The 24,315-nt window shown below is 64.7% G+C and carries 20 protein-coding genes; 7 read left to right on the top strand and 13 right to left on the bottom strand.

The features are described 5' to 3' along the window. Positions 1-63: 63 nt before the first annotated feature. Positions 64-984, bottom strand: a complete 921-nt coding sequence (locus tag J0O65_RS06900; RefSeq protein WP_215405365.1) for a LysR family transcriptional regulator — start codon at positions 982-984, stop codon at positions 64-66. Positions 985-1,062: 78 nt separating this feature from the next. Continuing rightward, complete coding sequence (locus J0O65_RS06905; RefSeq protein ID WP_215405366.1) at positions 1,063-1,761, bottom strand: UPF0149 family protein; 699 nt, start codon at positions 1,759-1,761, stop codon at positions 1,063-1,065. 104 nt (positions 1,762-1,865) lie between these two features. Between J0O65_RS06905 and J0O65_RS06910 the strand changes: the two genes are divergently transcribed. Both J0O65_RS06910 and J0O65_RS06915 read left to right on the top strand, forming a co-directional pair. After that, positions 1,866-2,879, top strand: a complete 1,014-nt coding sequence (locus J0O65_RS06910) for a serine/threonine protein kinase (RefSeq protein ID WP_215405368.1) — start codon at positions 1,866-1,868, stop codon at positions 2,877-2,879. 123 nt (positions 2,880-3,002) lie between these two features. Next, the gene (locus J0O65_RS06915) at positions 3,003-5,426 is read left to right on the top strand and encodes a coiled-coil domain-containing protein (RefSeq protein ID WP_215405369.1); all 2,424 of its coding nucleotides are present in this window, start codon (positions 3,003-3,005) and stop codon (positions 5,424-5,426) included. 10 nt (positions 5,427-5,436) lie between these two features. Here the strand turns inward: J0O65_RS06915 and J0O65_RS06920 are convergent, their stop codons facing one another. From J0O65_RS06920 to J0O65_RS06970, 11 genes are all read right to left on the bottom strand, one after another. Then, positions 5,437-6,390: a hypothetical protein gene (locus tag J0O65_RS06920; RefSeq protein ID WP_215405370.1), complete on the bottom strand. Its 954-nt coding sequence runs from the start codon at positions 6,388-6,390 to the stop codon at positions 5,437-5,439. A 267-nt stretch (positions 6,391-6,657) separates the two neighbouring features. After that, complete coding sequence (locus tag J0O65_RS06925; protein ID WP_215405371.1) at positions 6,658-7,032, bottom strand: DUF8785 domain-containing protein; 375 nt, start codon at positions 7,030-7,032, stop codon at positions 6,658-6,660. 34 nt (positions 7,033-7,066) lie between these two features. Beyond that, positions 7,067-8,305 carry a TerD family protein gene (locus J0O65_RS06930; RefSeq protein WP_215405372.1) on the bottom strand — a complete coding sequence of 413 codons (1,239 nt, stop codon included), beginning with the start codon at positions 8,303-8,305 and terminating at the stop codon, positions 7,067-7,069. After that, entirely contained in the window at positions 8,302-9,288 is a 987-nt protein-coding gene (locus tag J0O65_RS06935) for an HpcH/HpaI aldolase/citrate lyase family protein (protein ID WP_215405373.1), read from the bottom strand. Before J0O65_RS06935 ends, J0O65_RS06930 begins: the two co-directional genes overlap by 4 nt. Next, positions 9,281-10,387: a cysteine protease StiP family protein gene (locus tag J0O65_RS06940; protein ID WP_215405374.1), complete on the bottom strand. Its 1,107-nt coding sequence runs from the start codon at positions 10,385-10,387 to the stop codon at positions 9,281-9,283. The genes J0O65_RS06935 and J0O65_RS06940 overlap by 8 nt, the downstream gene beginning before the upstream one ends. After that, on the bottom strand, positions 10,384-11,136 hold the full coding sequence (locus J0O65_RS06945; protein WP_215405375.1) for an HAD family hydrolase: 753 nt from the start codon (positions 11,134-11,136) through the stop codon (positions 10,384-10,386). Before J0O65_RS06945 ends, J0O65_RS06940 begins: the two co-directional genes overlap by 4 nt. Beyond that, positions 11,114-12,277 carry a phosphoribosyltransferase domain-containing protein gene (locus J0O65_RS06950; protein WP_215405377.1) on the bottom strand — a complete coding sequence of 388 codons (1,164 nt, stop codon included), beginning with the start codon at positions 12,275-12,277 and terminating at the stop codon, positions 11,114-11,116. Before J0O65_RS06950 ends, J0O65_RS06945 begins: the two co-directional genes overlap by 23 nt. Further along, the gene (locus tag J0O65_RS06955) at positions 12,274-13,311 is read right to left on the bottom strand and encodes an ATP-grasp domain-containing protein (RefSeq protein ID WP_215405379.1); all 1,038 of its coding nucleotides are present in this window, start codon (positions 13,309-13,311) and stop codon (positions 12,274-12,276) included. The genes J0O65_RS06950 and J0O65_RS06955 overlap by 4 nt, the downstream gene beginning before the upstream one ends. Positions 13,312-13,568: 257 nt before the next feature. Continuing rightward, a complete protein-coding gene (locus J0O65_RS06960; protein WP_102295010.1) occupies positions 13,569-14,285 on the bottom strand; it encodes a TIGR00266 family protein in 717 nt (238 codons plus the stop codon). Positions 14,286-14,349: 64 nt separating this feature from the next. After that, complete coding sequence (locus J0O65_RS06965; RefSeq protein ID WP_215405381.1) at positions 14,350-14,925, bottom strand: TerD family protein; 576 nt, start codon at positions 14,923-14,925, stop codon at positions 14,350-14,352. A gap of 100 nt (positions 14,926-15,025) precedes the next feature. Beyond that, positions 15,026-16,108: a DUF475 domain-containing protein gene (locus J0O65_RS06970; protein ID WP_215405383.1), complete on the bottom strand. Its 1,083-nt coding sequence runs from the start codon at positions 16,106-16,108 to the stop codon at positions 15,026-15,028. A 247-nt stretch (positions 16,109-16,355) separates the two neighbouring features. Here J0O65_RS06970 and J0O65_RS06975 point away from each other — a divergent pair, with 247 nt between their 5' ends. The 5 genes from J0O65_RS06975 (at position 16,356) to J0O65_RS06995 (ending at position 24,313) form a co-directional block, all read left to right on the top strand. Continuing rightward, a complete protein-coding gene (locus J0O65_RS06975) occupies positions 16,356-16,781 on the top strand; it encodes a divergent PAP2 family protein (RefSeq protein WP_215405385.1) in 426 nt (141 codons plus the stop codon). A 239-nt stretch (positions 16,782-17,020) separates the two neighbouring features. Further along, on the top strand, positions 17,021-18,193 hold the full coding sequence (locus tag J0O65_RS06980) for an efflux RND transporter periplasmic adaptor subunit (protein WP_215405387.1): 1,173 nt from the start codon (positions 17,021-17,023) through the stop codon (positions 18,191-18,193). 3 nt (positions 18,194-18,196) lie between these two features. Beyond that, positions 18,197-21,418, top strand: coding sequence for an efflux RND transporter permease subunit (locus J0O65_RS06985; RefSeq protein ID WP_215405389.1), 3,222 nt, complete (start codon positions 18,197-18,199; stop codon positions 21,416-21,418). A gap of 182 nt (positions 21,419-21,600) precedes the next feature. Further along, positions 21,601-23,106 carry an efflux transporter outer membrane subunit gene (locus J0O65_RS06990; RefSeq protein WP_215405391.1) on the top strand — a complete coding sequence of 502 codons (1,506 nt, stop codon included), beginning with the start codon at positions 21,601-21,603 and terminating at the stop codon, positions 23,104-23,106. Positions 23,107-23,164: 58 nt separating this feature from the next. Next, the gene (locus tag J0O65_RS06995; protein ID WP_215405392.1) at positions 23,165-24,313 is read left to right on the top strand and encodes an efflux RND transporter periplasmic adaptor subunit; all 1,149 of its coding nucleotides are present in this window, start codon (positions 23,165-23,167) and stop codon (positions 24,311-24,313) included. Positions 24,314-24,315: the final 2 nt, after the last annotated feature.

A 24,315-nucleotide genomic window follows, 5' to 3' on the forward strand; every position in this document is an offset into this window, starting at 1 on the left:
GGAGCGTTAAATCTTGTGAAAATTGATCATTGATGAAGTCTGAATTGCGTCTGGCGCAATGATTCAGGTGCCCGGAAGCGCGCTGCCGCACAGCTCCTTGATCGTGCGGCGCAGCCAGCGGTGCGCATGGTCGTGGTCGAGGCGCGGATGCCAGGCCTGGAATACTTCCACGCTGTCGACGGGGATCGGCAGCTGGAAGGTGCGCAGCTTCAAGCCCAGCCGCTCGACGATGGCCAGCAGGGGCGTGGGCATCAGCGGCAGCAGCAGGCGCGAATCGGCCACGGCGAAGATGGCGGACTGGAAGTTGGGGCTGATCAGGGAGACCCTGCGCGTGTAGCCACGCTCGGCCAGGGCCGTGTCGAAGGGGCCGCGCGCCAGGCCGCGCCGCGAGACGCTGATATGTTCGTATTCGGTAAAGCTGTCGAGGTTGATGGGGCCGTCGAAGATCGGATGATCGCTGCGGGCGATGCCGACAAAGCCGCTGGTAAACAGCTGCTGCAGCTTGATGTCGGGGGCAAAGGCGCGCCGCGCGCTGACGTACAGGTCGATGCGGCCCGCGTGCAGGGCGTCGTTTTCCGTGGCGCCATCGCCCTCGGGCACGAAGCGCAGCACCGTGTGCGGCGCATGGATGGCCAGCAGGTCGCGCAGCTTGCCGCCGTAGGCGCCGACAAACACGTCGTTGGCGCACAGGCTGAAAGTGCGTTCCAGCGTGCGCAAGTGCACTTCGCGGCCGGACGTGAAGATGGCGTGCGCCTGCTCCACCACGCCGCGCACCTGTTCGCGCAATTCCAGCGCGCGCGGGGTGGGCGCCAGGCCGCGCCCGGAGCGCACGAAGACGGGGTCGCCGATGGCGTCGCGGATGCGCGCCAGGGTGCGGCTCATGGCCGGCGCGCTCAGGTTCATGCGCCGCGCCGCGGCCACGGCGCTGCCTTCCTCGAGCAGGATGTCGAGGGCGACGAGCAGGTTCAGGTCGGGGAGTTTCATGCGCCGATTATAGCCGCTGGGCCAAGGCCAGCGCTGCGCCGGCAGGACGCCGGCGCAACAGGGGATGCTACTGCGGTATTACTCGGCTGCCGGCTCGGCGCCGCAGCATTTCTTGAACTTCTTGCCGCTGCCGCAAGGGCAGTCGTCGTTGCGGCCCACTTTCGGCTCTTCGCGCTTCATGGTTTGCACGGGAGCCTTGCGGCGTGGTACCCAGAAACGGTGGATGGCCGGCAGGTTCGCTTCCAGTTCCTGCGCCAGCTTGTGCGCCTTGACCGGGTCTTCCACCAGTTTCAGCTCTTCTTCCTTGATTTCGTCGGCGCCCAGCAGGTAGATCGGCTGCATCAGCTCGGCCACTTCGGAATCCCAGATCTCGTTCCACGAGCCGGGACGCAGCTCCATGCCGTCCCAGAAGCCCCAGCACCAGGCTTCGGCGTCGATCAGGGTCTGGCCTTCGTAGTCGTGCTCGACGAACAGGGCTTCGAATTCCTTCGGCGCCACTTCAAACGTCACCAGCACTTCGTTCATGAAGCGCATGATCAGGTTGATGATGCGTTCTTCTTCCTTGCCGTTCTTGAATTTCGGCGCATCTTCGGCGTTTTCGCCCCACACGCGCGGCAACCACTCGGCCGGCATGATCGGTTCCGGGCCGATGGCGACGGCCGTCAGATAGCCGTGCAGCATATCCATGGTCATCGCGTCTTCGGAGCAGCGCTCCGACAACAGGAATTGGTCTAATTCGTCGAATTCTTTTTCTGATAATGGCTGTTCGAGTTGCATGGCTTGCTCTTTGTATTGAATATAAGCCGCCAGTATACGCCTTGCGGCGCTTCATCACCGAAGTGTTTGCACCGGCGGCCCGCGCGCGCCTTACAATGTCGCTTATGCACAATGAAAACCAGCCGCACGCGGACGACCGGCCCGTCCATCCCTTTTCCGCCCTGAGCCCCGATTGCGTGCTCGACGCCCTCGACAGCGTGGGCTTGCGCGGCGATGGCCGCCTGCTGGCCCTGAACAGCTATGAAAACCGCGTCTACCAGGTTGGCATCGAAGACGGCGCGCCCCTGGTGGCCAAGTTTTACCGTCCCGCGCGCTGGAGCGACACGGCCATCCTGGAGGAACATGCGTTCGTCTCCGAGCTGGTCGAGCGCGAAATCCAGGTGGTGCCGGCGCTGGAAATCAATGGCAGCACGCTGCACCAGTACCATGGCTTCCGCTTCGCCGTCTTTCCCCGCCACGGCGGCCGCGCGCCCGAGCTGGACGACCCGGCGACCCTGGAATGGATAGGGCGCTTCATCGGCCGCATCCACGCCGTCGGCGCGCTGTCCACCTACCAGGAGCGGCCGGCGCTCGACCGCCAGACGTTCGGCGTCGAGCCGCGCGAATTCTTGCTGGAAGGTGATTTTTTGCCGCCCGAGCTGCTGGCCGCGTATTCCAGCGTGGCGCAGCAGGCGCTCGACGGCGTCAAGCGCTGCTATGACCGCGCGGGCGACGTGGCCGTGCTGCGCACGCATGGCGATTGCCATGGCGGCAACGTGCTGTGGACGGACGCCGGCCCGCATTTCGTCGATTTCGACGATAGCCGCATGGGCCCGGCCATCCAGGACCTGTGGATGATGCTGTCGGGCGAGCGCGGCGACCAGGTGCGCCAGATGAGCGACATCCTGGCCGGCTACGAGGATTTTTGCGATTTCGACCCGCGCCAGCTGTACCTGGTCGAAGCGCTGCGCACCCTGCGCCTGATCCATTATTCCGCCTGGTTGGCGCGCCGCTGGGACGACCCCGCCTTCCCCGTCGCCTTCCCGTGGTTTAACACGCAGCGCTACTGGCAGGACCGCATCCTGGAACTCAGGGAGCAGGTGGCCTTGATGGATGAAGCGCCATTGTGGCCTATTTGACCTAAACGCGGGAAAAGGGCGGTAAACGCCCCTCTTCTTGCCGTGCTGATTGGTGCATGCCTGTTCGATAATGGTGGTAATAACCCCATAAGCAACGGCATTCACCCGAATAAGCGAGAAATCATGCAAGCACAGCAAAATCAGCGCCAGGCCGCCTCCCTCACCGTCGCCTATTCGGCCGACGACGAGTTCGACCAGGACAGCATCGTTTCGCTGCATGATTTCAAGGACCTGGAGCGCAAGGCGGAAGCGCCGTCTGCCGCCATCACGCCCGAACTGCAAGCCGCACCGGCAGCGGAAGCCGACGGCAAGGCGCCCGCCGCCGAACGCCAGAAAATGGAATTGAAAGCCATCCACGAGGCGATCGCCCGCGTGGAAGCGGAAGCGAAGGCCACCTGCGCCGCCGAAAGCCGGGCCTTGGCCGAGGCGCGCGTGCGCTCGCTGGCCGAGGACCGCGCCGCCATCGACGCGGCCGCCGCCGCCGCCGCGCAGCAAAATGCGCAGGCGGCCGAAGAAGCGATCGCCGCCAACCGCGAACGTCTCGACACCATGCGCGCCGCCGCGCAAGCGAGCGTGGCCCGCCTGGAAGCCGTCAAGCAGGAGACGGCCGAACTGCGCGCCCGCGTGGAGTCCGACAATGCCATCCGCCTGGCCGCCGAACAGCGCGCGCGCGCCGAACAGGAAAGCCGGCTGCGCGCCAGCGAGCAGGTGGCGGTGCAGTCGGAACTGGCCGAGCAGGCCGCCCGCGCCGCCGAGGAATTGCAGGTGCAGACGGAGCAGGCGCGCCTGCAAGCCGTCGAGCGCGTCGCCGCCGTGCAGGCGGCCAAGGAAGAAATGGTGGGCATCGCCTCGGCCGATGCAAGGGTCGCCGTGCTGGCGCGTGAACGCGAGCGCCATGCGCACGGCGCGCGCCAGACGGCGCAGATGCTGGCCGAAGCGGAAAGCGAAGCGCTGGAATTGACGGTGCAGCGCGAGCGCGCCGACCAGATCGCGCTGGAATCGGCCTTCAACCGCGCCGCCGCCGAAGTGCGCGCGCTGGAAGAAGCGCGCGCGCTGGCGCACCTGGAACAGGAACGCGAAGCCATCGCGCTGGCGCAGGCGGAATCGGAACGCCATGCGGCGCAGTCCCTGCGTTTGCGCCTGCAGACGGAAAAGGAATTGCGCGACGCGGCCATCCACCGCGAGCGCCTGGAGATGGTGGCCGTGGCCAGCGCGCAGGCGCGCCGCGACGCCGACGTGCGCATCCTTGCCGCCACCGAGGCGCGCATCGAAGTGGACCGCCAGCTGCGCGCCGTGGCGCTGGCCCGCGTGACGGCCGAACAGGATGCGGAAATCGCCGGCCACGCCAGGCTGGAGGCGGAAACGGCGGCTCTCGAAGAAACCAAGGCACGCGAAGCGGCCGAACAGGCAGCGGCCGTGGCGGCCGCGCGCGAACTGGAAGAGCAGCAGCGCGCCGCCAGCCTGGCGCAGGAACGGGCCGAACTGGCGCGTCAGGCGGCGGAACTGGCCGCCAGCCAGAACGCTGCCGAGCAGGCCGAGGTCGAGGCCGGCCAGGCGACATTGGCCGCGCAGGCGCAAGCGTCGCAACTGGCGCAGGAAAAAGCCCGGCAGGCAGAGCAGCTGCTGCAGGCCGAACAGGAGCGCCTGGCCGCCGAACAAGCGGCCATCGCCGCCCTGAAAGAGAAACTGGAGGCGGAAGCGCTGGCGTTCGCCGCGGCGCAGGAACGCATCGCCGCCGAAGGCGCGCAAGCGGAACTGTTGCGCGGCCAGCATGCGGCCGAACAGGCCTTGCGGGAAGCGGCGCAAAAGGAAGCCGACGCCATCCGCATCTTGATGGACCAGGCGCTGGTCGAAGGCGAACAGAAAGCCGCCGCCGCGCAAGCCGTGCAGGCGCAGGCGCGCCTGGCCGTGGAACTGGGACAAGTGCATGGCGAGCGCGCCCGCGTGGAAGAAGACAAGGCGCAAGCGGCCGAAGCGTTGCTGGCGTCCGAGCGCGATTTCGTCGCGGCCGAGCGCGAGTCGCTGGCCCTGATCGCGCAAAAACTGGTGCAGCAGCGCCAGACCAGCAGTGCCGAAGAGCGCGCTTCGCAAGCCATCGCCGGCCGCCTGGAAGCGGAAAAGCAGGCGACGGCGGCAGCGGAAACGCGCGTCGCCATGGAACAGCAGGCGCTCGACGCCATGCGCCAGCGCGAGCAGCTGGAACGGGCCGCGCAGCAGGCCGCCAGCGAGAAGCTCGACGCGCAGCAAGCCTTGCTGGCCAGCGCCCAGGCCCATGCCGCCCTGCAGCGCAAGGCGGCCGACACGACGCGCGCGATGGCTGAGGCCAAGCAGCAGTTGCTGGATATGGAAACGGCGCGCGCGCAGCAGCAGGAGCGCGAACTGGCCGCCCTGCGCGCCAGCCTGGAGCAGCCGCAAAGCGCGTTTTCCAGCTCCTTGAGCGCGGCCCGCGCGAAAGCCGAACAAGTGAGTTCGGCCAGTTTGACGCGCGAAGTGATCGAGCGCCTGACGCAGCCGAATGATGTTGGCGCCGTCTGGCGTTCGCGCTAGGCTGGAACGTTTAAAACTTCCTGCCCACCCCCATCAGCAAGACATCCGCATCGCGGTGATAATCCGTCACCACCCGGTTCCACGCCACTTGCGCCACCCAGCGGCGGTCGACGTGGTAGCGGGCCACGGCTGACAGCAAGCCGGTCAGGCGCGTGCCGTGGCCCTGGGTGTCGCGCCCGTCCCACGCCACGTACGGGCCGCCGCCCATGCCGAATTCCACCTTTTCATTGAGCGAACGGATCAGCCACAGCTGGGCGGCCACGCCGCGCCGGTGCGCCAGGTCGGTATCGCCTTCATCGAGGGCGGTGACGCTCCAGTCCACGTATTTTCCCACCGCGCGCCGGTATTCCAGGGTGAACGGGCGCGAGGACTCGGAGCGCAAGCTGTTGACGATGGTATGGCCCGTCGATAAGGTCAGGGTGTCGTCGTGGGCCCAGTTCTGCAAGTGCAGCTTGGCGCCGGGCACGCCGTCATAGCGGTAGCCAGCGCCAATCAGCAGGTGCGTGGTGTTGTCCTTGCCGTCCGGCTTGATGCGGTTGAGCTGCGCTTGCGCATACCAGCGGTTGTCGAACTGCCAGCGCGCCTGCAGGCTGACGATGGAGCCCCAGCCGTGGTCATTGTCGAAGTTGTGCAAGCCGTCGTCGGTCCTGGCCGTGTCGAAGAAAAAATAGCGGCCCGCGCCGGCGCCCAGCATCAGGCCCTGGTCCACCTTCTTCGTGCGCAGCCAGAACTGGCCCGCCATGCCGTCGCGGTGATGGTCTTCCGGGTGGCCTTCATTGATGTAGGACAGGCTGACGGCGTTGTGCTGGCCCACCGGCTGCGTGTAGCTGATGGCGGCCACAAAGGTGCGCTCCCTGGTCGAGTGCACTTTCAGGACGCCGGCCATGCCGGACAGGTCCTGTGCCCGGGCGGACAGGGGGAGCGAGGCGGCCAGCAGGGCCAGGGCGGAAAGTTGCTTGCGCATGAGGTATCCGATGGTGATGATGCACGCTAAAGGTCGGCTGGCTGGACGTCATGCGGAAGGGCAACCGTCACGCCTATTTGCTACATTCGTAGATTGTTTCAGTCAGAACTAGTTGCGCAAGTGTATAAGAAAGTGCGCATGTGTGAGGCACGCAATAAATTTCTTGCTAGAAAATTATTTTTGCGGGGGGGCATGCAGGGGCGGGAGGGGGACGGGAGGGCGCCGGCCAGCAAGGGCTGCCGGCGCCGGACTGCGGGAACGGCGGTGTTACTGGCTCAACACGACTTTATCGGCAAAATATTCCGTCTCGCCGAAGCATTGCGTGGGCACGCCCTTGTGCTGGCTGTAGGTGACGAGGATGCGCTTGCCGGCGGCGGCCGTCAGCTGCTTCGCCACGTCCTCGTCGCGCACGCTGAACTGGAATTTTTCCGGGATGGTGCCCGGCAGCGCCGTCAGCAGCAACTCGCCTTCCCAGGTCTTGCAGATCCAGCCCCGCTTGGAGAACTTTTGCAGGTAACCCGCCCGTTCGCCTTCCGAGTACGAAAAACTGAGGGCCATCCACGTGTAGGCGGCCAGCAGCAGGAAGCCGGCCACGAGGAAGATGACGAAGGCGAAGGTGACTTTTTTGGTCGTAGGGGTCATGTTAAGGGGGGGAATTGTTTAGTTGGAGAAAGAGTTAGTCTTTCCGTCCGGCTTTCCAGTTCAGGCCGAAATTGTAGCGTTCGTCCATGGCCTGGTGCGCCGTGATTTTACCTTGGCCGCCGAAGTATTCCACCAATTTTGTCACCTGCAGGTTGCCGCCGTGGTTTTCCAGCATGGCGATGGCGCACATGGCGTGCTGGCTGTCGCTGTCGAGGCGCACTTCCACCGTCGGCTGGCCGGGAATCTCGATCGTCACGACGCCATCCGTGGCGGCCCAGTTCGGCACGCCTTCGTAGATGAAGGCGTACACGAGCACGCGCTTGATCTGGTCGAAATGGGTGCCGTTGATGAAGATGTTTTCGCCGCTGCTGACGCTGCCCGTGCGGTCGTCGCCTTCCAGGTGGATGTACGGCGGCCTGTCATACGCGCCCCAGCTGTTGCCCAGCGCCTGCACGGCGCTCTTGGCGCCGTTGCTCATTTCGAACAGGCAGCCGATGTCGAGGTCGATGCCGCCCGCGCGGCCGGCCGGCTTGTTGAACAGCTTGCCGAGGAAGCCCGTGTCGAGCTTGGAGGCGGGCGCCTGGCCTTGCGACGCGTTCTGGTTCCAGTTCAGGTTGACGCGGATGCGGCCATAGCCGCCGCTGTCGCGCTTGTCGAGCGAGATCTTGTCGCCGCGTTTTTCCAGGCGGATCTTCGACAGCGAGATTTTATTCGCCGCCGGCGGGGCCGCCGGCGTGGGCACGGGGATGGGTGCCGGGGCCGATTGCGCCGCCTCGCTGCCGCCGAAGTGCTTCAGCAGCGCCGCCAGGCCGCCCGCGAAACCCTGGCCCACGGCGCCGAAGCGCCAGCTGCCGTCGCGGCGATACAGTTCGCCGATGATGACGGCTTTCTCGTCCTGGAAGTCGGTGCCCGTGAAGGCGAACGTGGCTGCCTGGCCCAGCGCCATGCTGGAGTTGCCCAGCGCGCGCATGCTGCCCTGTTCCGTCGCCGCCGTGAACACCAGTTTGTCGATCGAGGCGGGCAGGCGGGACAGGTCCACCTGGAAGGTGGAGCGGGGGCCGTTCAGCTCCACCGTGACGGCGTTGTCCGGCGCGCTTTTCTGGTTGTAGAACACCATGTAGCGGTCGTCCGACAGCTTGCCGGCCGCATCGACGCCGAAGCAGCTGACGTCCACTTCCATCGAGCCCGATGCGATATCGAGCGTGACGGCAAACGGGCCATTCAAGCCCAGGTCCGCCAGTTTGCCTTTTTGTCCGCGTGTGAAATTGGTCATGGTCGTGCAATCCCTTCGTCGCTTGAGAGTTGAGTCAATGAGGTATTGGCCAGGTGCGCCGGCGCCGCGTCGGCCGCATGGCGGATGCCGAACAGGCGCGCCTGCTCGATGATGCGCTGCGCCCAGCTGCTGTGCGTGGCCACTTCGCACATCGATTCCTGCATGCGGAATACGGCCGGGCTGTCCGGGTCGATGATGCGCAGCGCCAGTTCGATGTCCGACTGCGCCACCTGGTAGTGGCGCTCGATCTGCGGCACCTGGTCCGGGTGGATGGCCGTCTTGGCGATCATGCCGTGCGCCATGTCCTGCGCCACTTCGGCGTCCAGCCAGCTGCCCTGCGACAGGTGCTCGAAGACGGGCGCCGTCAGCTGGAAGCCGTGCGGCTTGAAGATGGTCACCAGGCGGCCGATGACCTGGCCCAGCGGCGTCGAATAAATCGTGCCGCTGGTGGGACGGCGCAGGCCCAGCAGGGCTAATAAATCGTTGCCGCCGATGCGCAGGGCCAGGATGCGGCGCCGCACTTCCGGCGCCGACAGGACGATGCGGAATTGCTTCATTTCCTCGTCGTCGAACACTTCCGCCGTTTCCAGGGTCGGCATCAGCAAGTGATGCGTGTGGCGCACGAGATCGAAATACGCGGCGAAATTGTGGCGCGTGGATTTGGGCAGCACGAAGCCGCTCAATTTGTCGGCGCCCGGCATGGCCAGCACGCGCGCCAGCACCTCGAGATTGCGCACGCGCACGAAGCGCAAGGTGTCCGATTCCTCGCACATGTTTTGCAGCGCCAGCGACAGGTTGAACAGCGCGTAACTGAGGTCGCGTTCCGCGATGGCGTCTTCGGTGCAAAGAATGACCGAGCGCAGATGGCTGAATTTGTCGCCATTGGCGATCGCCAGCAAGTCCTTGTGCGTGGTCGGCACATACATGGAGGCGCCCAGCGCCGCCTTATGCTCGCTTTGCGGGTGTAGGGAGTTGTTATCCATCGACTGCGCTCCTGATAAGGGCGACCGCCTGGTAAGGCAGCGCCGGTTCTACTGTGACGGGTATGGCTTTTTCCTGCGCCAGAAGCAGCAAATGTGCCACGTCCGGCGCATTCGTGTCGCGCACGATCAGGCGCTCGGGCACGCGGCGCAGCAGCACGCGCGTCGCTTCGCCGATGCCTGGCTTGATCAGGTTGATGTCGCTGATGCCGTATTGCTGCTGCGCGGCGGCCATGTAGGTTTGCGAGCGGGCCGCCATGGCTGGCGCATCGCTCGCTTCGGCCAGCGGGATGCCGCTGCTGGCGGCGACCGCCATGGCGTCGGCCACCAGGCCGTCGGCGAAGGCGCGCGACTGGTCGTGCTGCTCGAACTGCGCGTAGTACACGCAGCCGTGGAAGTCGTCCGGACCGATGGCATCATTGAGCACGGAGCGGCTGACGAGGCCCGAGACGGTGGCGTTCAAGATGCTCGACGGGATCAGGTAGTCGCTGGCCGAGGCGGCGCAGGCGGCCGTGCCGGCCAGGTCGGACAGCACGAACAGGCCGCCGTCGATGGCCGTGCCATTGGCGGCGTTGAAATCGTTCACCGTCTGGCGCAGTTCGCGCGAAATCACGCCCTTGCCCGTCCAGCCGTCGACGAAGACGATGGATTCGGCGGCATGGCCCTGCGCCAGGATGTGTTTCAAGGCGTTCGCATCGATGCCGCGGTCGCGGATGATGGAAACGGAATAATGGCTGCACTCGCGCTGGAACACCTGGCGCAGCAAATGGCCCAGGATGACGCCCACGGGCGTGCCGGCGCGCGCCAGCGACACCAGCGTGACGGGCCCCGCGCGGCGCGCCGCGATCAGGGCCGCCAGGCGCAGGCAGTCGCGCGCCATCTGCAGGCGGTTGGCCGCGAACGCGCTCTGGAACAGCGCCAGGTAGGCGGGCGAGGGCAGGGATTCCGGCGACAGCATTTCGCTGTAGTGGCGCTGGCCCGACTGGATCAGCCGCTCTTTTTCGGCCAGGTCGAGGATGGGTTCGAGCGCCATCGGCGTGAGCAGAAAATGGACGTCTTCCTGCCGGTAGCTGCCGCTGAAATGCTGCGTGCCTTCGCTCATAGCGCCGCCACCGTGAGTGCCGCCAGCTGGGTGCCGTTGGGGATGATGGCGTAGTCGCAGGCGGCCATGAAGCGGGCGTCCGAACGGCTGTCGCCCATGCCGAAGCTGACGATGGGGCCATGCTCGGCTTCCAGCTCCGCGCGCAGGTAAGCCACGGCGCGCGCCTTGTTCAGGGTCTTCGGCAGCACGGCCAGGTTGTTGCCGTTGCGGTGGATGAAGTAGTCGCTGCCTTCCGTGGCGATCCACTGTTGCAGCACCTGCTCCTCGATGTCGGCCAGGCGCTCGCCGCGCGCTTCATGATCCTTGACGACGATGTAGAACGGCGTGTTGTAGTCTTCGATCAGGCGCGCGCGCGAGGGCATGCCCGTCCTGGCCTGGAAATCGTCGATGATGCGCATGGCGTCCCGCAGGCCGGGCAGGGCCGTCTGCATGTCGTCCTGCATCAGGGCCAGCCAGCCCGCGTCGAGCGCGCCGCCCGGCTGCAGCACGATGCCGCCGTAATCGAGCACGCTGTAGCTGGTAAACGGCAGGTCGACCCGGCGGAAGGCGTCGCCATTTCTCGCCGTGGCGGGAATCAGGGTCATGCCGCTTTGCGCGAATTCAAAGAAGGCGCGCTGGCGCGCCGTCGTAAACGAGCAGGCGTCGCCATTTTTCAAATAGGCGGCCGCTTGCAGGCCGGTCTCGCCCGGGCATTTTTTCGGCGTCTGGAACAGTGTGTCGTCCAGGTCAACAAACAGGAATTTCTTCAATTTTGGTCTCTGACTGAAAGTGGAACAGGCGGCCATTGAGCTGGCCGGCGAGTTGCATGAGGGCCGGGCTGGCCGGGGTTTCATGGCAGATGAAAACGTGCTGGTACTGGCCAGGCGCCACGTTGTACAGGTAATTGGCGATGCCTTCGCCGTAGTTGTCGTCGCAGCGGACGATATGGCCGACGGCGCCCCACGACAAGATCGGCGAGCGCGTGGTCGATTGCACCACCACGTTCTTGCCCAGGCTTTCCAGTTCGCGCGCCAGCAGGAACGACGGGTGCATGAATTCGCCCGTGCCCAGCACCAGCACGGAGTCGCCGGCGCCGATTTCCTGCGCCAGCTGCACCGCCAGGCCTTGCGGCGGGCTCAATGCGCGTCCCACGCCGATGCGCCCGAACGCGGGGCTGGCGCCCCGTTCCGCATTCGCCTCGAAGCGCTGCGCGCTGGCCGCCACGGGAGCCGGTGCGTCGCCGGCCTGGAAGGCGTACTGGCCGGAAAGGGCCGCGCCGATGCTGGTGGGCAGGCCGAAACGCTCGCTCAAGCCCGCGTTGGCGGCCTGGCCCATGAAATTGGTGATCACGCCCAGGTGCAGCTTTTCCAGCTGCGGATAGCGCGCGCGGCACACTTGCACCAGGTTGGCGAAGGTGTTGCCGGTCGACGCTTCATCGTCGATCAGCACCAGGCTGCGCGCCGTGGAAAACAGGGCGCTGGCCGCGTCGGACAAATGCAGGAACTGGCGCGGCGCGTGGCTGTGCGATTCCTCGAATTCGAAGAAGGGCACCGTGCCCACGCGATAGCGCGAGCTGTGCAGGAACAGCGCCTTGCAGGACGAGCCGGGATTGGCGCGCAGCCACGCCTCGAACACGCCCTGGCCCAGGCCGACGGCCGTTTCCGCCATGGCGATGAAGACCACGGGACCGGGCAGGCTGGGGGGGATCTGCGCGGCCAGATCGTCGTGGATGGCTTGCATGGCGCGCGGTGCGACGGGCCAGTGCTTGCCCAGCACTTTTGAAAGGAACAAAAAGCCCCGCTTGGCGTTGGCGCGCGCGGCAAAGCCGATCAGCCCGTCCAGCGGAAAGCGCGCCTCGTCCACTTGCAGGGTCAGCTCGCCCGTCGGCATCTGCTGCTTGACGAGATTCATGGCAGCTCCACGGCGTAGGCGGCTTCGCCCACGCGCATGCCTTCGTGGACGGCGGGCACGGTGAGCTTGTCAAAGCCCTGGTCGAAACCGGCCAGCGCCAAATAGGGCAGGTTGGGGCCTGCCGCGCACGCCATGCCGATGCCGCCCGACATGCGCGGGTTGATCTCCAGCAGTGCCAGGCCGTTCGCGCCTACGCGAAACTGGATGTTGAAGACGCCATTCAGGCGGTAGTCGCGCGCCAGTTTGTCGCAGGCCGCCAGCAAGTCGGCGCGCAGCTCGATCAGCTGGCCGCTGCCGCCCCCGTGCAGCTTCTTGCGCGGTACGGCGCAAATGAGCTTGCCCTGGTCGGCCACGCAGTCGGCGCTGTATTCGTGGCCGTCGAGGTATTCCATCAGCAGCAGGGTCTTGAACGTTTCCATCTGCGCCAGGCCGCTGCGCAGCTCTTGCGCATTGATCTGGTAGGCGGCGCCGGCCAGCAGCAGCTGGGCGCTGCTGCGCTCTTCATCGAGAATGGCAAAGCCCAGGGCATACACGGATTCCGAGGGCTTGATGCACAGCTTGCGATGCAGCGGGCGCAGCTCGGCGTAGGCGGCGTCGTATTCTTCGATGGTGGCGACGGCGCGGTAGTCGGCCGGACGCGCCATCGGCAGATCGAGGCCGTCGCAGAAGCGCGCCTTGTCGTGCATCAGGGCCAGGGTCTCTTCGCTGGCCACGCTGAGCACGCGCGTGCCGAGGGCGGCGAAGCGCGCGCTGGCGCTGCCGATCAGGCCCGCTTCCTTGCCGGGCCAGAAAATCGTGATGTGGCGGTCGCGGCAAAACTCCAGGCACCACTCGACATAATTGTGGCCCGTCAGTCCCGACGGTTCGACCGCATATTCGTGGGCCGACAGGAAGGCCGCCGCGTGCGCATTCGTATTGCTGCACACGATGTGATAGCGGGGCACGCCGCCCGTTGCGGCCACGTCGGCTTCGCGGATCAGGCGTATGGCCGTGCCGACCGAGGAAAATGTTTTGTTGAACCAGACTCTTTGCATGTACGGGGACCGGGTGGAAATAGGGGAAGCCGCGCGCAGGTGCGCGCGCGGGTATTCTAAGCGGCCAGACTTAACCTGGCCTTAGAATTTTTTTTGAACTACAACGTTGAGCAACAAACTAACAGCGCCTGACAAAACCGTAGCGAGCGGAAGGAAGAGGTGGCCGAGAAGCGCAACCGTACTAAGTACGGGGGCGCCGAGCCGGTGAGCATCGCAGCCCGCCTATGCCGACGCGTAGTAGGTTTGGTCAGGTGCCTCTAGCTAGCTTTGCCGCTGGCTGTCCATTTGAGGAACGCGTCGCGGTTGCGCGAGCAGATGAAGACCTTGCCCGAGCCGGAAAAGCGCAGCACGATGCCTTCGCCGCTGGTCACGCTATTGACGATATTACCGAGGAAGCCGCCGATGCCGCCGCCGCTGGCGCCGCCGCCCGTGGTCACGGAAATCTCGTATTTCAGGCTATTGTCCCAGCAGACCACGTGGGAATTGTCGATCACGACATCCTTGCCCGGCTCGACGTCGAGCTGGAACATGGAGCCGAAGCCCGACACCACCACTTGCCCGGTGCCGGCCGTCTCCATGACGAAGAAGCCGCCCGACTGGGCGAACAGCGCGTTGCCGATGCTTTGCGTACGCACCTTCATTTCCGTGCCCGAGGTGGCGGCGACAAAGGCGCCGTCGTTGAGCAGGTACTGGCGCGCGCCCACGTCGACCACTTCGATGGCGCCCGGCAGGGTGGGCGAGAGCAGGCAGTCGCCGCTGCCGCGCACCGCTTCGATATGCTGCTGGAAGAACGACTCGCCATTCGCGAAGCGGCGCATGATGGCGCTGCCCAGGCCGCCCGTCATCTTGCCCTTCAAGTCCAGCGCCGTTTCCATCATCACCATCGCATCGGATTCGCAATAGATGGTTTCGCCCTGCTTCATGCTGACGTGGAGGAATGGATCGACGTCGCCGGTGACACTAAATACTGGCATGATAAATCTCCAAAAAAAAGCCGCCTGAGGATATTCAGGCGGCTGCGTTTAGCTCAAGAAAAAATCAAGCGTTGACGCCGAACGAACGTGCGAGGGGCCCCAGGCCGCCGTTGAAGCCCTGGCCGATGGCCTTGAACTTCCATTCGCCGTTGTAGCGATAGATTTCGCCAAAGATCATCGCCGTTTCCGTCGAGCTGTCTTCGGACAGGTCGTAGCGGGCGATTTCTTTTTCGCCTTCCGCGTTCAGGCAGCGGATGAAGGCTTTCGAGACCATGCCGAAGTTCTGGCGGCGCGCGTCGGCGTCGTGAATGGTGACGGTGATGCTGATGCGGTCGATGTCGCTCGGTACGCGGGTCAGGTCGATTTCGATGCGCTCATCGTCGCCTTCGCCTTCGCCGGTCTGGTTGTCGCCCGTGTGCACGACGGAACCGTCGGTCGACTTCAGGTTGTTGTAGAAAATGAAGTCAGAGTCGCCACGGACTTTGCCGTCGCTTTTCAGGAGGAAAGCGCTACCGTCAAGGTCGAAGGTGGCGCCGTCCGTCGAACGAGGATCCCAGCCGAGGCCGACGATGATCTTCTTCAGGTTCGGTGCTTCCTTGCTCAGGTTGACGTTGCCGCCTTTTTGCAAACTGATTGCCATGTGGTGCTCCTTTTCAGTAAGTTACTTAAACATGCCTTCATGGGATGAGCGCAAGGCGCTCGTGCCATTACTCTCTCAATTGGGGGCGGAACCCCCGATTTCAAGCTTGTGCCGCGTGCCGTTTGCGATAACGCAGGGATGACCACAGCGAGACCAGGATGAAGGCCACGCCCGACAGGCCCGTGAACCACTCCGGAATATGGTACTTGACGGACGCCAGCATGATCAAGGCCAGGATGCCGATCGCATAATGGGCGCCGTGCTCGAGGTAGACGAATTCGTCCAGGGTACCCTTGTGCACGAGGAACACCGTCATCGAGCGCACGAACATGGCGCCGATGGCCAGGCCCAGCATGATGATGACGACGTCGTTGGTGATGGCGAACGCGCCGATCACGCCGTCAAAGCTGAACGACGCATCGAGTACTTCCAGGTACAGGAAGCCGCCGATGCTGCCGCGCGCCACCGTTTTCACCAGGTCGCCATTGCCGTTTTTGGCTGGCGCGGCGGCTTCTTCCGCGTCATCCTGCAAGTCCGGTTCGCCTTCTTCCAGCAAGCCGCTGATCCAGTTCACGCCGATGTAGACGGCGATGCCGACGATGCCCGAGGCCAGCACGCTGTATTTTTGTTCCGCAGGGCCCATCGCCACGCAGGCGGCCACGGCGCCCATGGTGATCAGCACGGCCAGGCTTTCGGTGCCCAGCGCGTTGACTTTTTCCTCGGCCCAGCCCAGCCAGTGCAATTCCTTCTCGTCGTCGAACAGGAAGTTCAGGAACACCAGCAGCAGGAAAGCGCCGCCGAAGGCCGCCACTTGCGCATGGTTGTCCGTCAGGTGCTTGGCATACACGTCCGGCGTGGTGGTGGCCATGGTCCACACGTCGACCAGGCCCAGGCCCGTGGCGACGGAAACGATGACGAGTGGAAACAGCAAGCGCATGCCGAAGACGGCCACGAGAATACCGACCGTCAAAAACAGTTTTTGCCAGAATTCATTCCAGTGACGCAAGACCGAGGCATTCACCACGGCATTGTCGAACGACAGTGACACTTCCATGACGCCCAGCACGCCCGTGATCCACAGCGCCTGGATCATGCCCGGCACGCCGGCATGGCTGTAACCCCACCAGCCGGACACCGCCATCAGGATAAAAGTGACTAAAAAGGAAATTCTGAAATGTCGCATGAGGACCCCGTTGCAAGTGTGTAGACGTTTGATTATCCGCGCCGCTGTGCGCGCCGCACTCAGTGTTGATATACGTCAATTGTTGTATATGCCATGATTTTATATTAGTTGCCGCCGGGGGCGGCGTTTTATAGGCCGGCGACAGACAGTTCTGCTGGCGCGGCCGATCTGCGATAATTGCGGCGCGCCCCTCCGGCTGCCGCAGCCCCTCACACACTTGACAGACATATAGAAGAAGGAATACCCCGTGGATATCGCTTACCTCGTCACGCCCCTGATCACCTGGATCCTGGTCGGACCGATCAAATTCCTGATCAACAGTGTCCGCACGCGGCAATGGGCGTTCGGCCTGGTCGGCAATGGCGGCTTTCCCAGCAACCATAGCGCCGTCGTCTCCAGCATGGCCACCCTGATCGCCTTGCGCGAAGGCATAGCCCACCCGGCCTTCGGCGTGGCCGTGACCCTGGCCTTCATCGTCATCATCGACGCCAACAGCTTGCGCCAGCACGTGGGCAAGCAGGCAGCGGCCATCAACCGCCTGGCCGGTGAGGCGGCCAGCGCCGCGCACAAGACCTTGCGCGAGCGCATGGGCCATACCCTGGTGGAAATCGCCGGCGGCCTGTGCACGGGCGTGGCGATCGGTTTCCTGATCAACACCGTGTTTGCCCGCTAAGCGTCTTTCCCCCGCCACGCACAACCCCGCCTGAAGGCGGGGTTTTGCGTTTCAGGGCGCAAAAACTACGTTTCATCCATTGATTAAAGCATTACAGGAAGCCGCCGATTGACATGTCCAGACGCGCTCATGGATACTTTGGCGCTTGTGGTTTTAATAAAAATATATGCCTGCGATCGCCTGCCACCCTATCCGGGCCGCCGGGACGGTCTTGGTGCTTTCTATCCGGAGAATTACCCATGTTGCGCAAAACCCTGTTTGTTCTGGCAATCGCTTCCGCCCTGGCCGCCTGCGGCAAAGAATCCAAAGATCCCGGCAAGGGCGGCAAGAATGGCAAGGAACAGGCGGGCGCTGCCGTCAATCTGCTGGTTTCCCCGGAAGACCTGCTGACCATCCAGAGCAATGCGCTGGCGTCGGGGCCCGTCATCACCGGTTCCGTGCAGCCCGAGCGCAATGCGGACTTGCGCGCCGAAGTGTCGGCCGTGGTGATCCAGGTCATGAAGGAAAACGGTGAAGTCGTCAAGCGGGGCGACGTGCTCGTGCGCCTGGACGAAACGTCCATCCGCGACAGCCTCAATTCGGCCGAGGAAGCCAGTCGCGCCGCCAGCCAGGTGCTGGAGCAGTCCGAACGCATGTTCCAGCGCATGAAAACCCTGCGCGCCTCGGGCATGACGTCGACGCAGGCGCTGGAAGACGCGGAAATCCGCCGCAACAATGCGCAAAGCGATTTGTCCGCCGCGAAAAGCCGCGCCGTGCAAGCCCGCCAGCAGCTGCAGCGCACCCTCGTGCGCGCGCCGTTCGACGGCATCGTGAGCGAGCGCAAGGTATCGAATGGCGATACGGCGCAAATCGGCAAGGAATTGATCAAGGTCATCGATCCGACCAGCATGCGCCTGGAAGGCCTGGTGTCGGCCGACAAGATCGGCGTCGTCAAGGTGGGCCAACCCGTGCTGTTCCGCATCAATGGCTATCCAGGCCAGGATTTCGCGGGCAAGGTGCGCCGCGTCGATCCGGCCGCCAACGCCGTCACGCGCCAGGTGGCCGTGCTGGTCGATTTCAACGACAAGGAACAGCCGCGTGTGGCCGGTCTGTATGCGGAAGGGCGTATCGAGACGGAAACCGTCAGCGCGCTGATGATTCCCGACTCGGCCCTGGTGAAGGCGGGCGACGTGACGTACACGTGGAAGGTCAAGGACAAGGCTTTGCATAAAGTCAATTTGCGCATCGGCGCGCGCGATGTGCGCACGGGGCAGTGGGAAGTGCAAAGCGGCCTGGCCAGTGGCGACACCGTGCTGCGCACGCCGGGCTCGACCTTCAAGGATGGACAGAAAGTGGAGCTGACGGCCGCCAAGGCCGTGCCAGCCGCCGCCGTGGCCAGCAGCAGCAGCGCCGTTGCCGGTAAAGGAAACTAAGCCATGTTCCTTTCCGATTTCAGTATCAAGCGGCCCACCGCCACCATCGTCCTGATCCTGGCCATGATGTGCGTCGGCCTGCTGGCGCTCAAGAAATTGCGCGTCAACCAGAATCCGGACGTCGAAGTGCCGTTCATCGTCGTCAGCATTCCTTACCCTGGCGCATCACCTGATACGGTCGAGCGTGAAGTGGTGAACCGCCTGGAAAAGTCCTTGCAGAGCATTTCCGGCGTGACCGAAGTCAACAGCGACTCGAATGAAGGTTCGGCCAGCATCTTCCTGAAGTTTTCCTTCAATACCAATTTGATCGAAGCGTCCGACAATATCCGCAATGCGATTGCCGCCGTGCGCTACAAGTTGCCGACGGAAATGCGCGAGCCTATCTTGCAGCGCATCGACCCGGCAGCCGAACCGATCATGCAACTGGCCCTGTCGTCGAACTCGCAAAGCCATGCGGAAATCTCGCGCCTGGCCGAGGACGTGCTGTCGGACCGCTTCCGCACCGTCGATGGCGTGGCGCTGGTCAATGTGGGCGGTTCGCTCAAGCGCGAACTGTCGGTGTTGCTGCGGGCGGAAAAGTTGCGCGAATACAATGTTTCCGTCAGCGATGTCGTCACCGCCTTGCGCAACCAGAACACGAATGCGCCCGTGGGCAAGGTGCGCGGCACCCTGGACGAGAAAAGCATCCGCCTGGTGGGCCGCATCGAATCGCCAGCCGACTTCGAGAAGGTGGTGATCAAGCGCCGCGGCGAGGAAATCGTGCGCCTGGCGCAAGTGGCCACCATCGAGGACGGCTTTGCCGAGGTCAACAGCCTGAGCATGCGCAGCGGCAAGCCCAACGTGGGTATTTCGATCACTCGCGTGCGCGACGCCTCCACCGTCAGCGTGGCCAACAAGATCCGCGACATGGTGGCGGAAATCAACAAGACCTTGCCGAAAGGCACGATCCTGCAAGTGACGCGCGATGGCGGCGAAAACGCCCAGCATAGCTTGAACAACGTGATCGAATCGCTGGTGCTGGGCGCCGTGCTGACGATCTTCGTCGTCTACGCCTTCCTGAACTCGTGGCGTTCGACCCTGATCACGGCGCTGAGCCTGCCTACTTCCGTGATTGCCGCCTTCATCGCCGTATGGCTGTGCGGCTTTACCCTGAACTTCATGACCTTGCTGGGCCTGTCGCTGGCCATCGGCGTGCTGATCGATGATGCCATCGTGGTGCGTGAAAACATCGTGCGCCACATGCAGATGGGCAAGGACCGCCGCACTGCCGCGCTGGAAGGCACGGCCGAGATCGGCATGGCCGTGGCCGCCACGACCTTTTCCATCATCGCCGTCTTCATCCCCGTCGCCTTCATGCCCGGTATCTCCGGTGAATGGTTCCGTCCGTTTGCCTTGACGGTGACGTGCTCGGTGCTCGTCAGCCTGGGCATCTCGTTCACGCTCGACCCGATGCTGTCGGCCTACTGGGGCGACCCGGTCGAGGAACATTCGGCGCCGAAAAAAGGCATCGGCCGCGTACTGGAAAAATTCAACCACTGGTTCGACCACCAGGCCGACCGCTACGGCCGCGTGATCGCCTGGGCCCTGCATCACCGCCGCTGGATGGCCGTGATCGCCTTCGGCAGCCTGGTGGGCGCCATCGTTCTGCACTCCACGCATGGCGGCACGAGTTTCCTGCCAGCATCCGATTCGGGCAACCTGATGATCAATGTGCGCACGCCGTCGTCGAGCAGCATCGAGTACTCGCGCCTGAAACTGGAAGCGGCGGCCGTGCTGGCGCGCACCTTGCCTGAAACCAAGGACACCAACAGCTCCATCAATGCGGGCGGCGGAAGAGTGTATGTCGACATCGGCAAGCGCAACACCCGCAAGCGTTCGGCCAAGGAAATCGCCGTCGAGCTGCGCGAGAAGATGTCGCGCCTGGTGGGCGCCGAATACGTGGTGCAGGATGACTTGAGCAACGGTTCGCAAAAGCCCATCCAGGTGGAATTCACGGGGCCGGACTCGCGTAAACTCATGGAAATTACCAACGCCTACATGGACAAGCTGCGCGCCATTCCCGGCGCCGTCGACGTGGGCCTGTCCGAGCAGGATCCGAAGAACGAGCTGCAGATTGAGCTCAACCGCGGCCTGGCCAACTCGATGGGTATTTCCGTCAACGACGCGGCGCAATCGTTGCGCGTGGCGTTTGCCGGCGTGGAAGTGGGCGACTGGGTCGATCCGACGGGCGAGACGCGCGACGTGGCCGTGCGCCTGCATCCCGACGACCGCGTGGCGTCGGAAAACATCGAGCGCCTGCCGATCAGCGTGACGGGCACGTCGCAAATGGTGCCGCTGGACCAGATCGCCACCATCACCATGGGCAAGGGGCCGTCCGGCATCGAGCACAAGAACGGCAAGCGCACGATCACCGTGTCGGCCAATGCGCAAGGCCGCTCGAACGGCGAAGTGACGAGCGACGCCATGAAACTGGCCAACTCCATCGACTTCCCGCCCGGCTACGGCCTGGCGCTCGGTGGCGCCGGCCAGGACCAGCAAGAGCTGTTCACGGAAATGCTGATCGCGCTGGTGATGGGTATCGGCCTGATGTATTTGATCCTGGTGATGCAGTTCGGTTCCTTCACCGCGCCGGTGGCCGTCATGATGTCCTTGCCGCTCAGTCTGATCGGCGTGGTGGTGGCGCTGGTGATCACCAACAACACCCTCAACCTGATGAGCTTTATCGGCATCATCATGCTCATGGGCCTGGTCGCCAAGAACGCCATCCTGCTGCTGGACGCGGCGCGCAAGCGCGAGGAAGAGGGCCATGGCCGCGAAGATGCGCTGATGTACGCGGGCCGCATGCGTCTGCGCCCCATCCTGATGACGACGTTCGCGCTGATCGCCGGCATGTTCCCCGTGGCGCTGGGCCTGGGCGAGGGCGGCGAGTTCTACCGTCCACTGGCGATCGCCATCATCGGCGGCACCATCACCTCGACGATTCTGACCCTGCTGGTCGTGCCGACCTTCTATGACAGCATCGAGATCGCCCGCGATGGCGCCGTGGCCAAGTTCCACCGCCGCGCCGCGCGCATGCCGGTGGCCGTGGCCATGCTATTGACCCTGCTCGAATGCGTGCTGACCCTGCTGCTGGTGCGCTTCGTCTACCGCATGCTGAAGAAGGGCGTGCTGTTCCTGATGGGACGCCGCGCGCCGAAAGCGGCGTCCGTCAGCCTGCAAAAGTAAGTCAGGCAGCCTCGGCTGCGCAATCCTTGTGCCAGGTCAAAGAGCCTTCTTCGGAAGGCTCTTTTTACGTCAGGTGCTCTACAATCGTAGAACGGGTGGCGGCGTGTTCGCCAGTCCGTAACGGGATACTTCGGGATACTTTTCAACGGTGATGTGGCACGGCAACGTATCGGACAAGCACCATGTTCTCCAGCCTCCGGCAGTCCAGTCTCGGCATCCTCATGGCCTGCCTGCTGGCCGCCTGCGCCGTCGGGCCTGACTTCCAGCGTCCCGCCGCTCCCGGCGGCGGCGACAGCTACACGCCGACTCCGTTGCCGGCGCAAACGGTGGCGGCGCCCGCTCCCGCCGGCCAGGCGCAGCGCTTCGTGCCGGGCCAGGATATCCCCGCGCAATGGTGGTCGTTGTTCCAGTCGCCGGCGCTGGACCGGCTGGTGCGCGGCGCCCTGGCGCGCAGTCCCGGCCTGGCCTCGGCCCAGGCGGCCCTGCGCCAGGCCGATGAAAATTACCGCGCCCTGTCCGGCAGCCTGCTGTACCCCGAGGTGGGCGCCCAGCTGGGCGTGAGCCGCGAAAAAAACAGCAGCCTGGAAAGCAAGGGCGGCGTCCTCAATTTGTACAATGCCTCGGTGAACGTGTCGTATGCGCTGGATGTGTTTGGCGGCAACAAGCGCCAGCTCGAGGGCTTGCAGGCGCTGGTCGACTACAGGCAGTACCAGCTGGAAGCGGCGTACCTGGCCCTGACGGCCAACCTGGTGACGGCGGCCATCCGCGAAGCGTCCTTGCGCGCCCAGCTGCAGGCCACCGGCGAGATACTCGACGCGCAGCAGAAACAGCTGGAGCTGATCGAACAGCAATGGCGTTTCGGCGCCATCGGCCGCGCCACGGTGCTGGTCCAGCGCAACACGGTGGCGCAGACGCGCGCCGGCGTGCCGCCGCTGCAAAAAGCCCTGGCCCTGACGCGCCACCAGCTGTCCGTGTATGCGGGCCGCTTGCCCAGCGAACCGGGCCTGCCTGAATTCGAGCTGGCGTCGCTGCGCTTGCCGCAGGACCTGCCCCTTTCCCTGCCGTCGGCCCTCGTGCGCCAGCGCCCCGACATCCGCGCCAGCGAAGCGCTGCTGCAGCAGGCCAGCGCGCAGATCGGCGTCGCCACGGCGGCCATGTATCCCCAATTCACCTTGACGGGCAATGTTGGCGCGCTGGCCACCAGCGTTCCCGCCTTGCTGCAGCGCGGCTCGGCCGTGTGGGGCGTGGCGGCCGGGCTGGCCCAGCCCGTTTTCAATGGCGGCGCGCTGCGCGCCCGGCGGCGTGCCGCCGTCGCCGCCTACGAGGGGGCGGCGGCCGATTACCGCGCCACCGTGCTGGGCGCTTTCCAGAACGTGGCGGACAGCCTGCGCGCCCTCGAGGCCGACGCCGCCGCATTGCGGGAGCAAGCCGAGGTGGAGGCGCTGGCCAGCGAATCGCTGGCGCTGAGTACGCAGCAATTCAAGCTGGGCGCCATCAGTTACCTGAGCCTGCTGGACGCCCAGCGTACCTACCAGCAGGCCAGGGTGGGCCTGGTGCAGGCGCAGGCGGCGCGCCATGCCGATACCGCCGCGCTGTTCCAGGCGCTGGGCGGCGGCTGGTGGAACCGTCCGGCGCTGCCGGCCGTTTCCACGGCAGCGACCTTGCCGGTGGCGGCAGGCGTGGATTGACGGGCTGGCGATCTGCCACTTGCAGCGGCCGCGGGAAGCAATGACAAGGAGCGCATTCATGACGAAACGCACGAAACGCATGCTCATCATGCTGGGGGCGGTGCTGCTGTTGATTGCCCTGCTGGCGCTGGGATTTTTCCTGCACATCCGCCAGCTGATGGCCAGTTCGCCCAAGCCCGCGCCGGAGACGGTGTCGGCGACCATCATCCGCAAGGTCGAATGGCAGCCGCATCTGTCTTCCGTGGGCACGCTGGTGGCCGTGCGCGGCGTCGACGTGACGAGCGAAATCGCCGGTCTCGTCAGGTCTGTCCATTTCAAGTCCGGCCAGGAGGTGACGGCGGGGCAAGTGCTGCTGCAGCTGAACGCCGACGCCGACCTGGCGCAACTGCGGGCCCTGGAAGCGGCTGCCGAACTGGCCGCCACCGTGCTGGCGCGCGATCGGCAGCAATTTGCCGTGCAGGCGATCAGCCAGGCGCAGATCGACAGCGACCTGGCCGACGTGAAAAGTCGCCAGGCGCTGGCCGCCCAGCAGGCGGCGCTGGTGGACAAGAAAACCATCCGCGCGCCGTTCGCGGGCAAACTCGGCATCACCACCGTCAACCCGGGCCAATACCTGAATCCCGGCGACAAGATCGTCACCTTGCAAACGATCGATCCCATCTACGTCGACTTCCATATTCCGCAAAAGCACCTGAGCGGCCTGCAAGTGGGCCAGGTACTGAATCTGTCGAACGACGCGCACGCGAACACGGCGTTTGCGGGCAAGGTCAGCGCCATCAGTTCCAAGGTCGATCCCGCCACGCGCAATGTGCAGGTGGAGGCCACGGTGGCCAATCCGCAACGGCAGTTGTTGCCGGGCATGTTTGCCAACGTCAACGTGGAAGTGGGCGCGAAACAGCATCATCTGACCCTGCCGCAGACGGCGATCACGTATAACCCGTATGGTTCCACCGTCTTCGTCGTGCATGCGGCGCCGGCGCCCAAGGCCGGCGCGCCGGCGCCGAAGGCGGGCGAGCTGGTGGTGCGGCAAGTGTTTGTCACCACGGGGGAAACACGCGGCGACCAGGTGGCCGTGCTGACGGGGCTCACCGAGGGGCAGCAGGTCGTCACCAGCGGGCAGCTCAAGCTCAAGAACGGCAGCCCCGTGGTGATCAGCAACGTCGTCGAGCCGCGCAACAATCCACGGCCCATGCCGCAGGAACATTGAGG

Origin of the sequence: Janthinobacterium sp. JC611 (assembly GCF_018682595.1) — a bacterium.
Taxonomy (GTDB): domain Bacteria; phylum Pseudomonadota; class Gammaproteobacteria; order Burkholderiales; family Burkholderiaceae_D; genus Janthinobacterium.

Excerpts from the sequence above, each read along its gene's own strand:
- J0O65_RS06950 (WP_215405377.1), bottom strand. The coding sequence starts at position 12,277 with ATGAATCTCGTCAAGCAGCAGATGCCGACGGGCGAGCTGACCCTGCAA.
- J0O65_RS06980 (WP_215405387.1), top strand. The coding sequence starts at position 17,021 with ATGTTGCGCAAAACCCTGTTTGTTCTGGCAATCGCTTCCGCCCTGGCC.
- J0O65_RS06985 (WP_215405389.1), top strand. The coding sequence starts at position 18,197 with ATGTTCCTTTCCGATTTCAGTATCAAGCGGCCCACCGCCACCATCGTC.
- J0O65_RS06960 (WP_102295010.1), bottom strand. The coding sequence starts at position 14,285 with ATGCCAGTATTTAGTGTCACCGGCGACGTCGATCCATTCCTCCACGTC.
- J0O65_RS06965 (WP_215405381.1), bottom strand. The coding sequence starts at position 14,925 with ATGGCAATCAGTTTGCAAAAAGGCGGCAACGTCAACCTGAGCAAGGAA.
- J0O65_RS06925 (WP_215405371.1), bottom strand. The coding sequence starts at position 7,032 with ATGACCCCTACGACCAAAAAAGTCACCTTCGCCTTCGTCATCTTCCTC.
- J0O65_RS06955 (WP_215405379.1), bottom strand. The coding sequence starts at position 13,311 with ATGCAAAGAGTCTGGTTCAACAAAACATTTTCCTCGGTCGGCACGGCC.
- J0O65_RS06900 (WP_215405365.1), bottom strand. The coding sequence starts at position 984 with ATGAAACTCCCCGACCTGAACCTGCTCGTCGCCCTCGACATCCTGCTC.
- J0O65_RS06935 (WP_215405373.1), bottom strand. The coding sequence starts at position 9,288 with ATGGATAACAACTCCCTACACCCGCAAAGCGAGCATAAGGCGGCGCTG.
- J0O65_RS06990 (WP_215405391.1), top strand. The coding sequence starts at position 21,601 with ATGTTCTCCAGCCTCCGGCAGTCCAGTCTCGGCATCCTCATGGCCTGC.
- J0O65_RS06920 (WP_215405370.1), bottom strand. The coding sequence starts at position 6,390 with ATGCGCAAGCAACTTTCCGCCCTGGCCCTGCTGGCCGCCTCGCTCCCC.
- J0O65_RS06930 (WP_215405372.1), bottom strand. The coding sequence starts at position 8,305 with ATGACCAATTTCACACGCGGACAAAAAGGCAAACTGGCGGACCTGGGC.
- J0O65_RS06995 (WP_215405392.1), top strand. The coding sequence starts at position 23,165 with ATGACGAAACGCACGAAACGCATGCTCATCATGCTGGGGGCGGTGCTG.
- J0O65_RS06905 (WP_215405366.1), bottom strand. The coding sequence starts at position 1,761 with ATGCAACTCGAACAGCCATTATCAGAAAAAGAATTCGACGAATTAGAC.
- J0O65_RS06940 (WP_215405374.1), bottom strand. The coding sequence starts at position 10,387 with ATGAGCGAAGGCACGCAGCATTTCAGCGGCAGCTACCGGCAGGAAGAC.
- J0O65_RS06910 (WP_215405368.1), top strand. The coding sequence starts at position 1,866 with ATGCACAATGAAAACCAGCCGCACGCGGACGACCGGCCCGTCCATCCC.
- J0O65_RS06970 (WP_215405383.1), bottom strand. The coding sequence starts at position 16,108 with ATGCGACATTTCAGAATTTCCTTTTTAGTCACTTTTATCCTGATGGCG.
- J0O65_RS06915 (WP_215405369.1), top strand. The coding sequence starts at position 3,003 with ATGCAAGCACAGCAAAATCAGCGCCAGGCCGCCTCCCTCACCGTCGCC.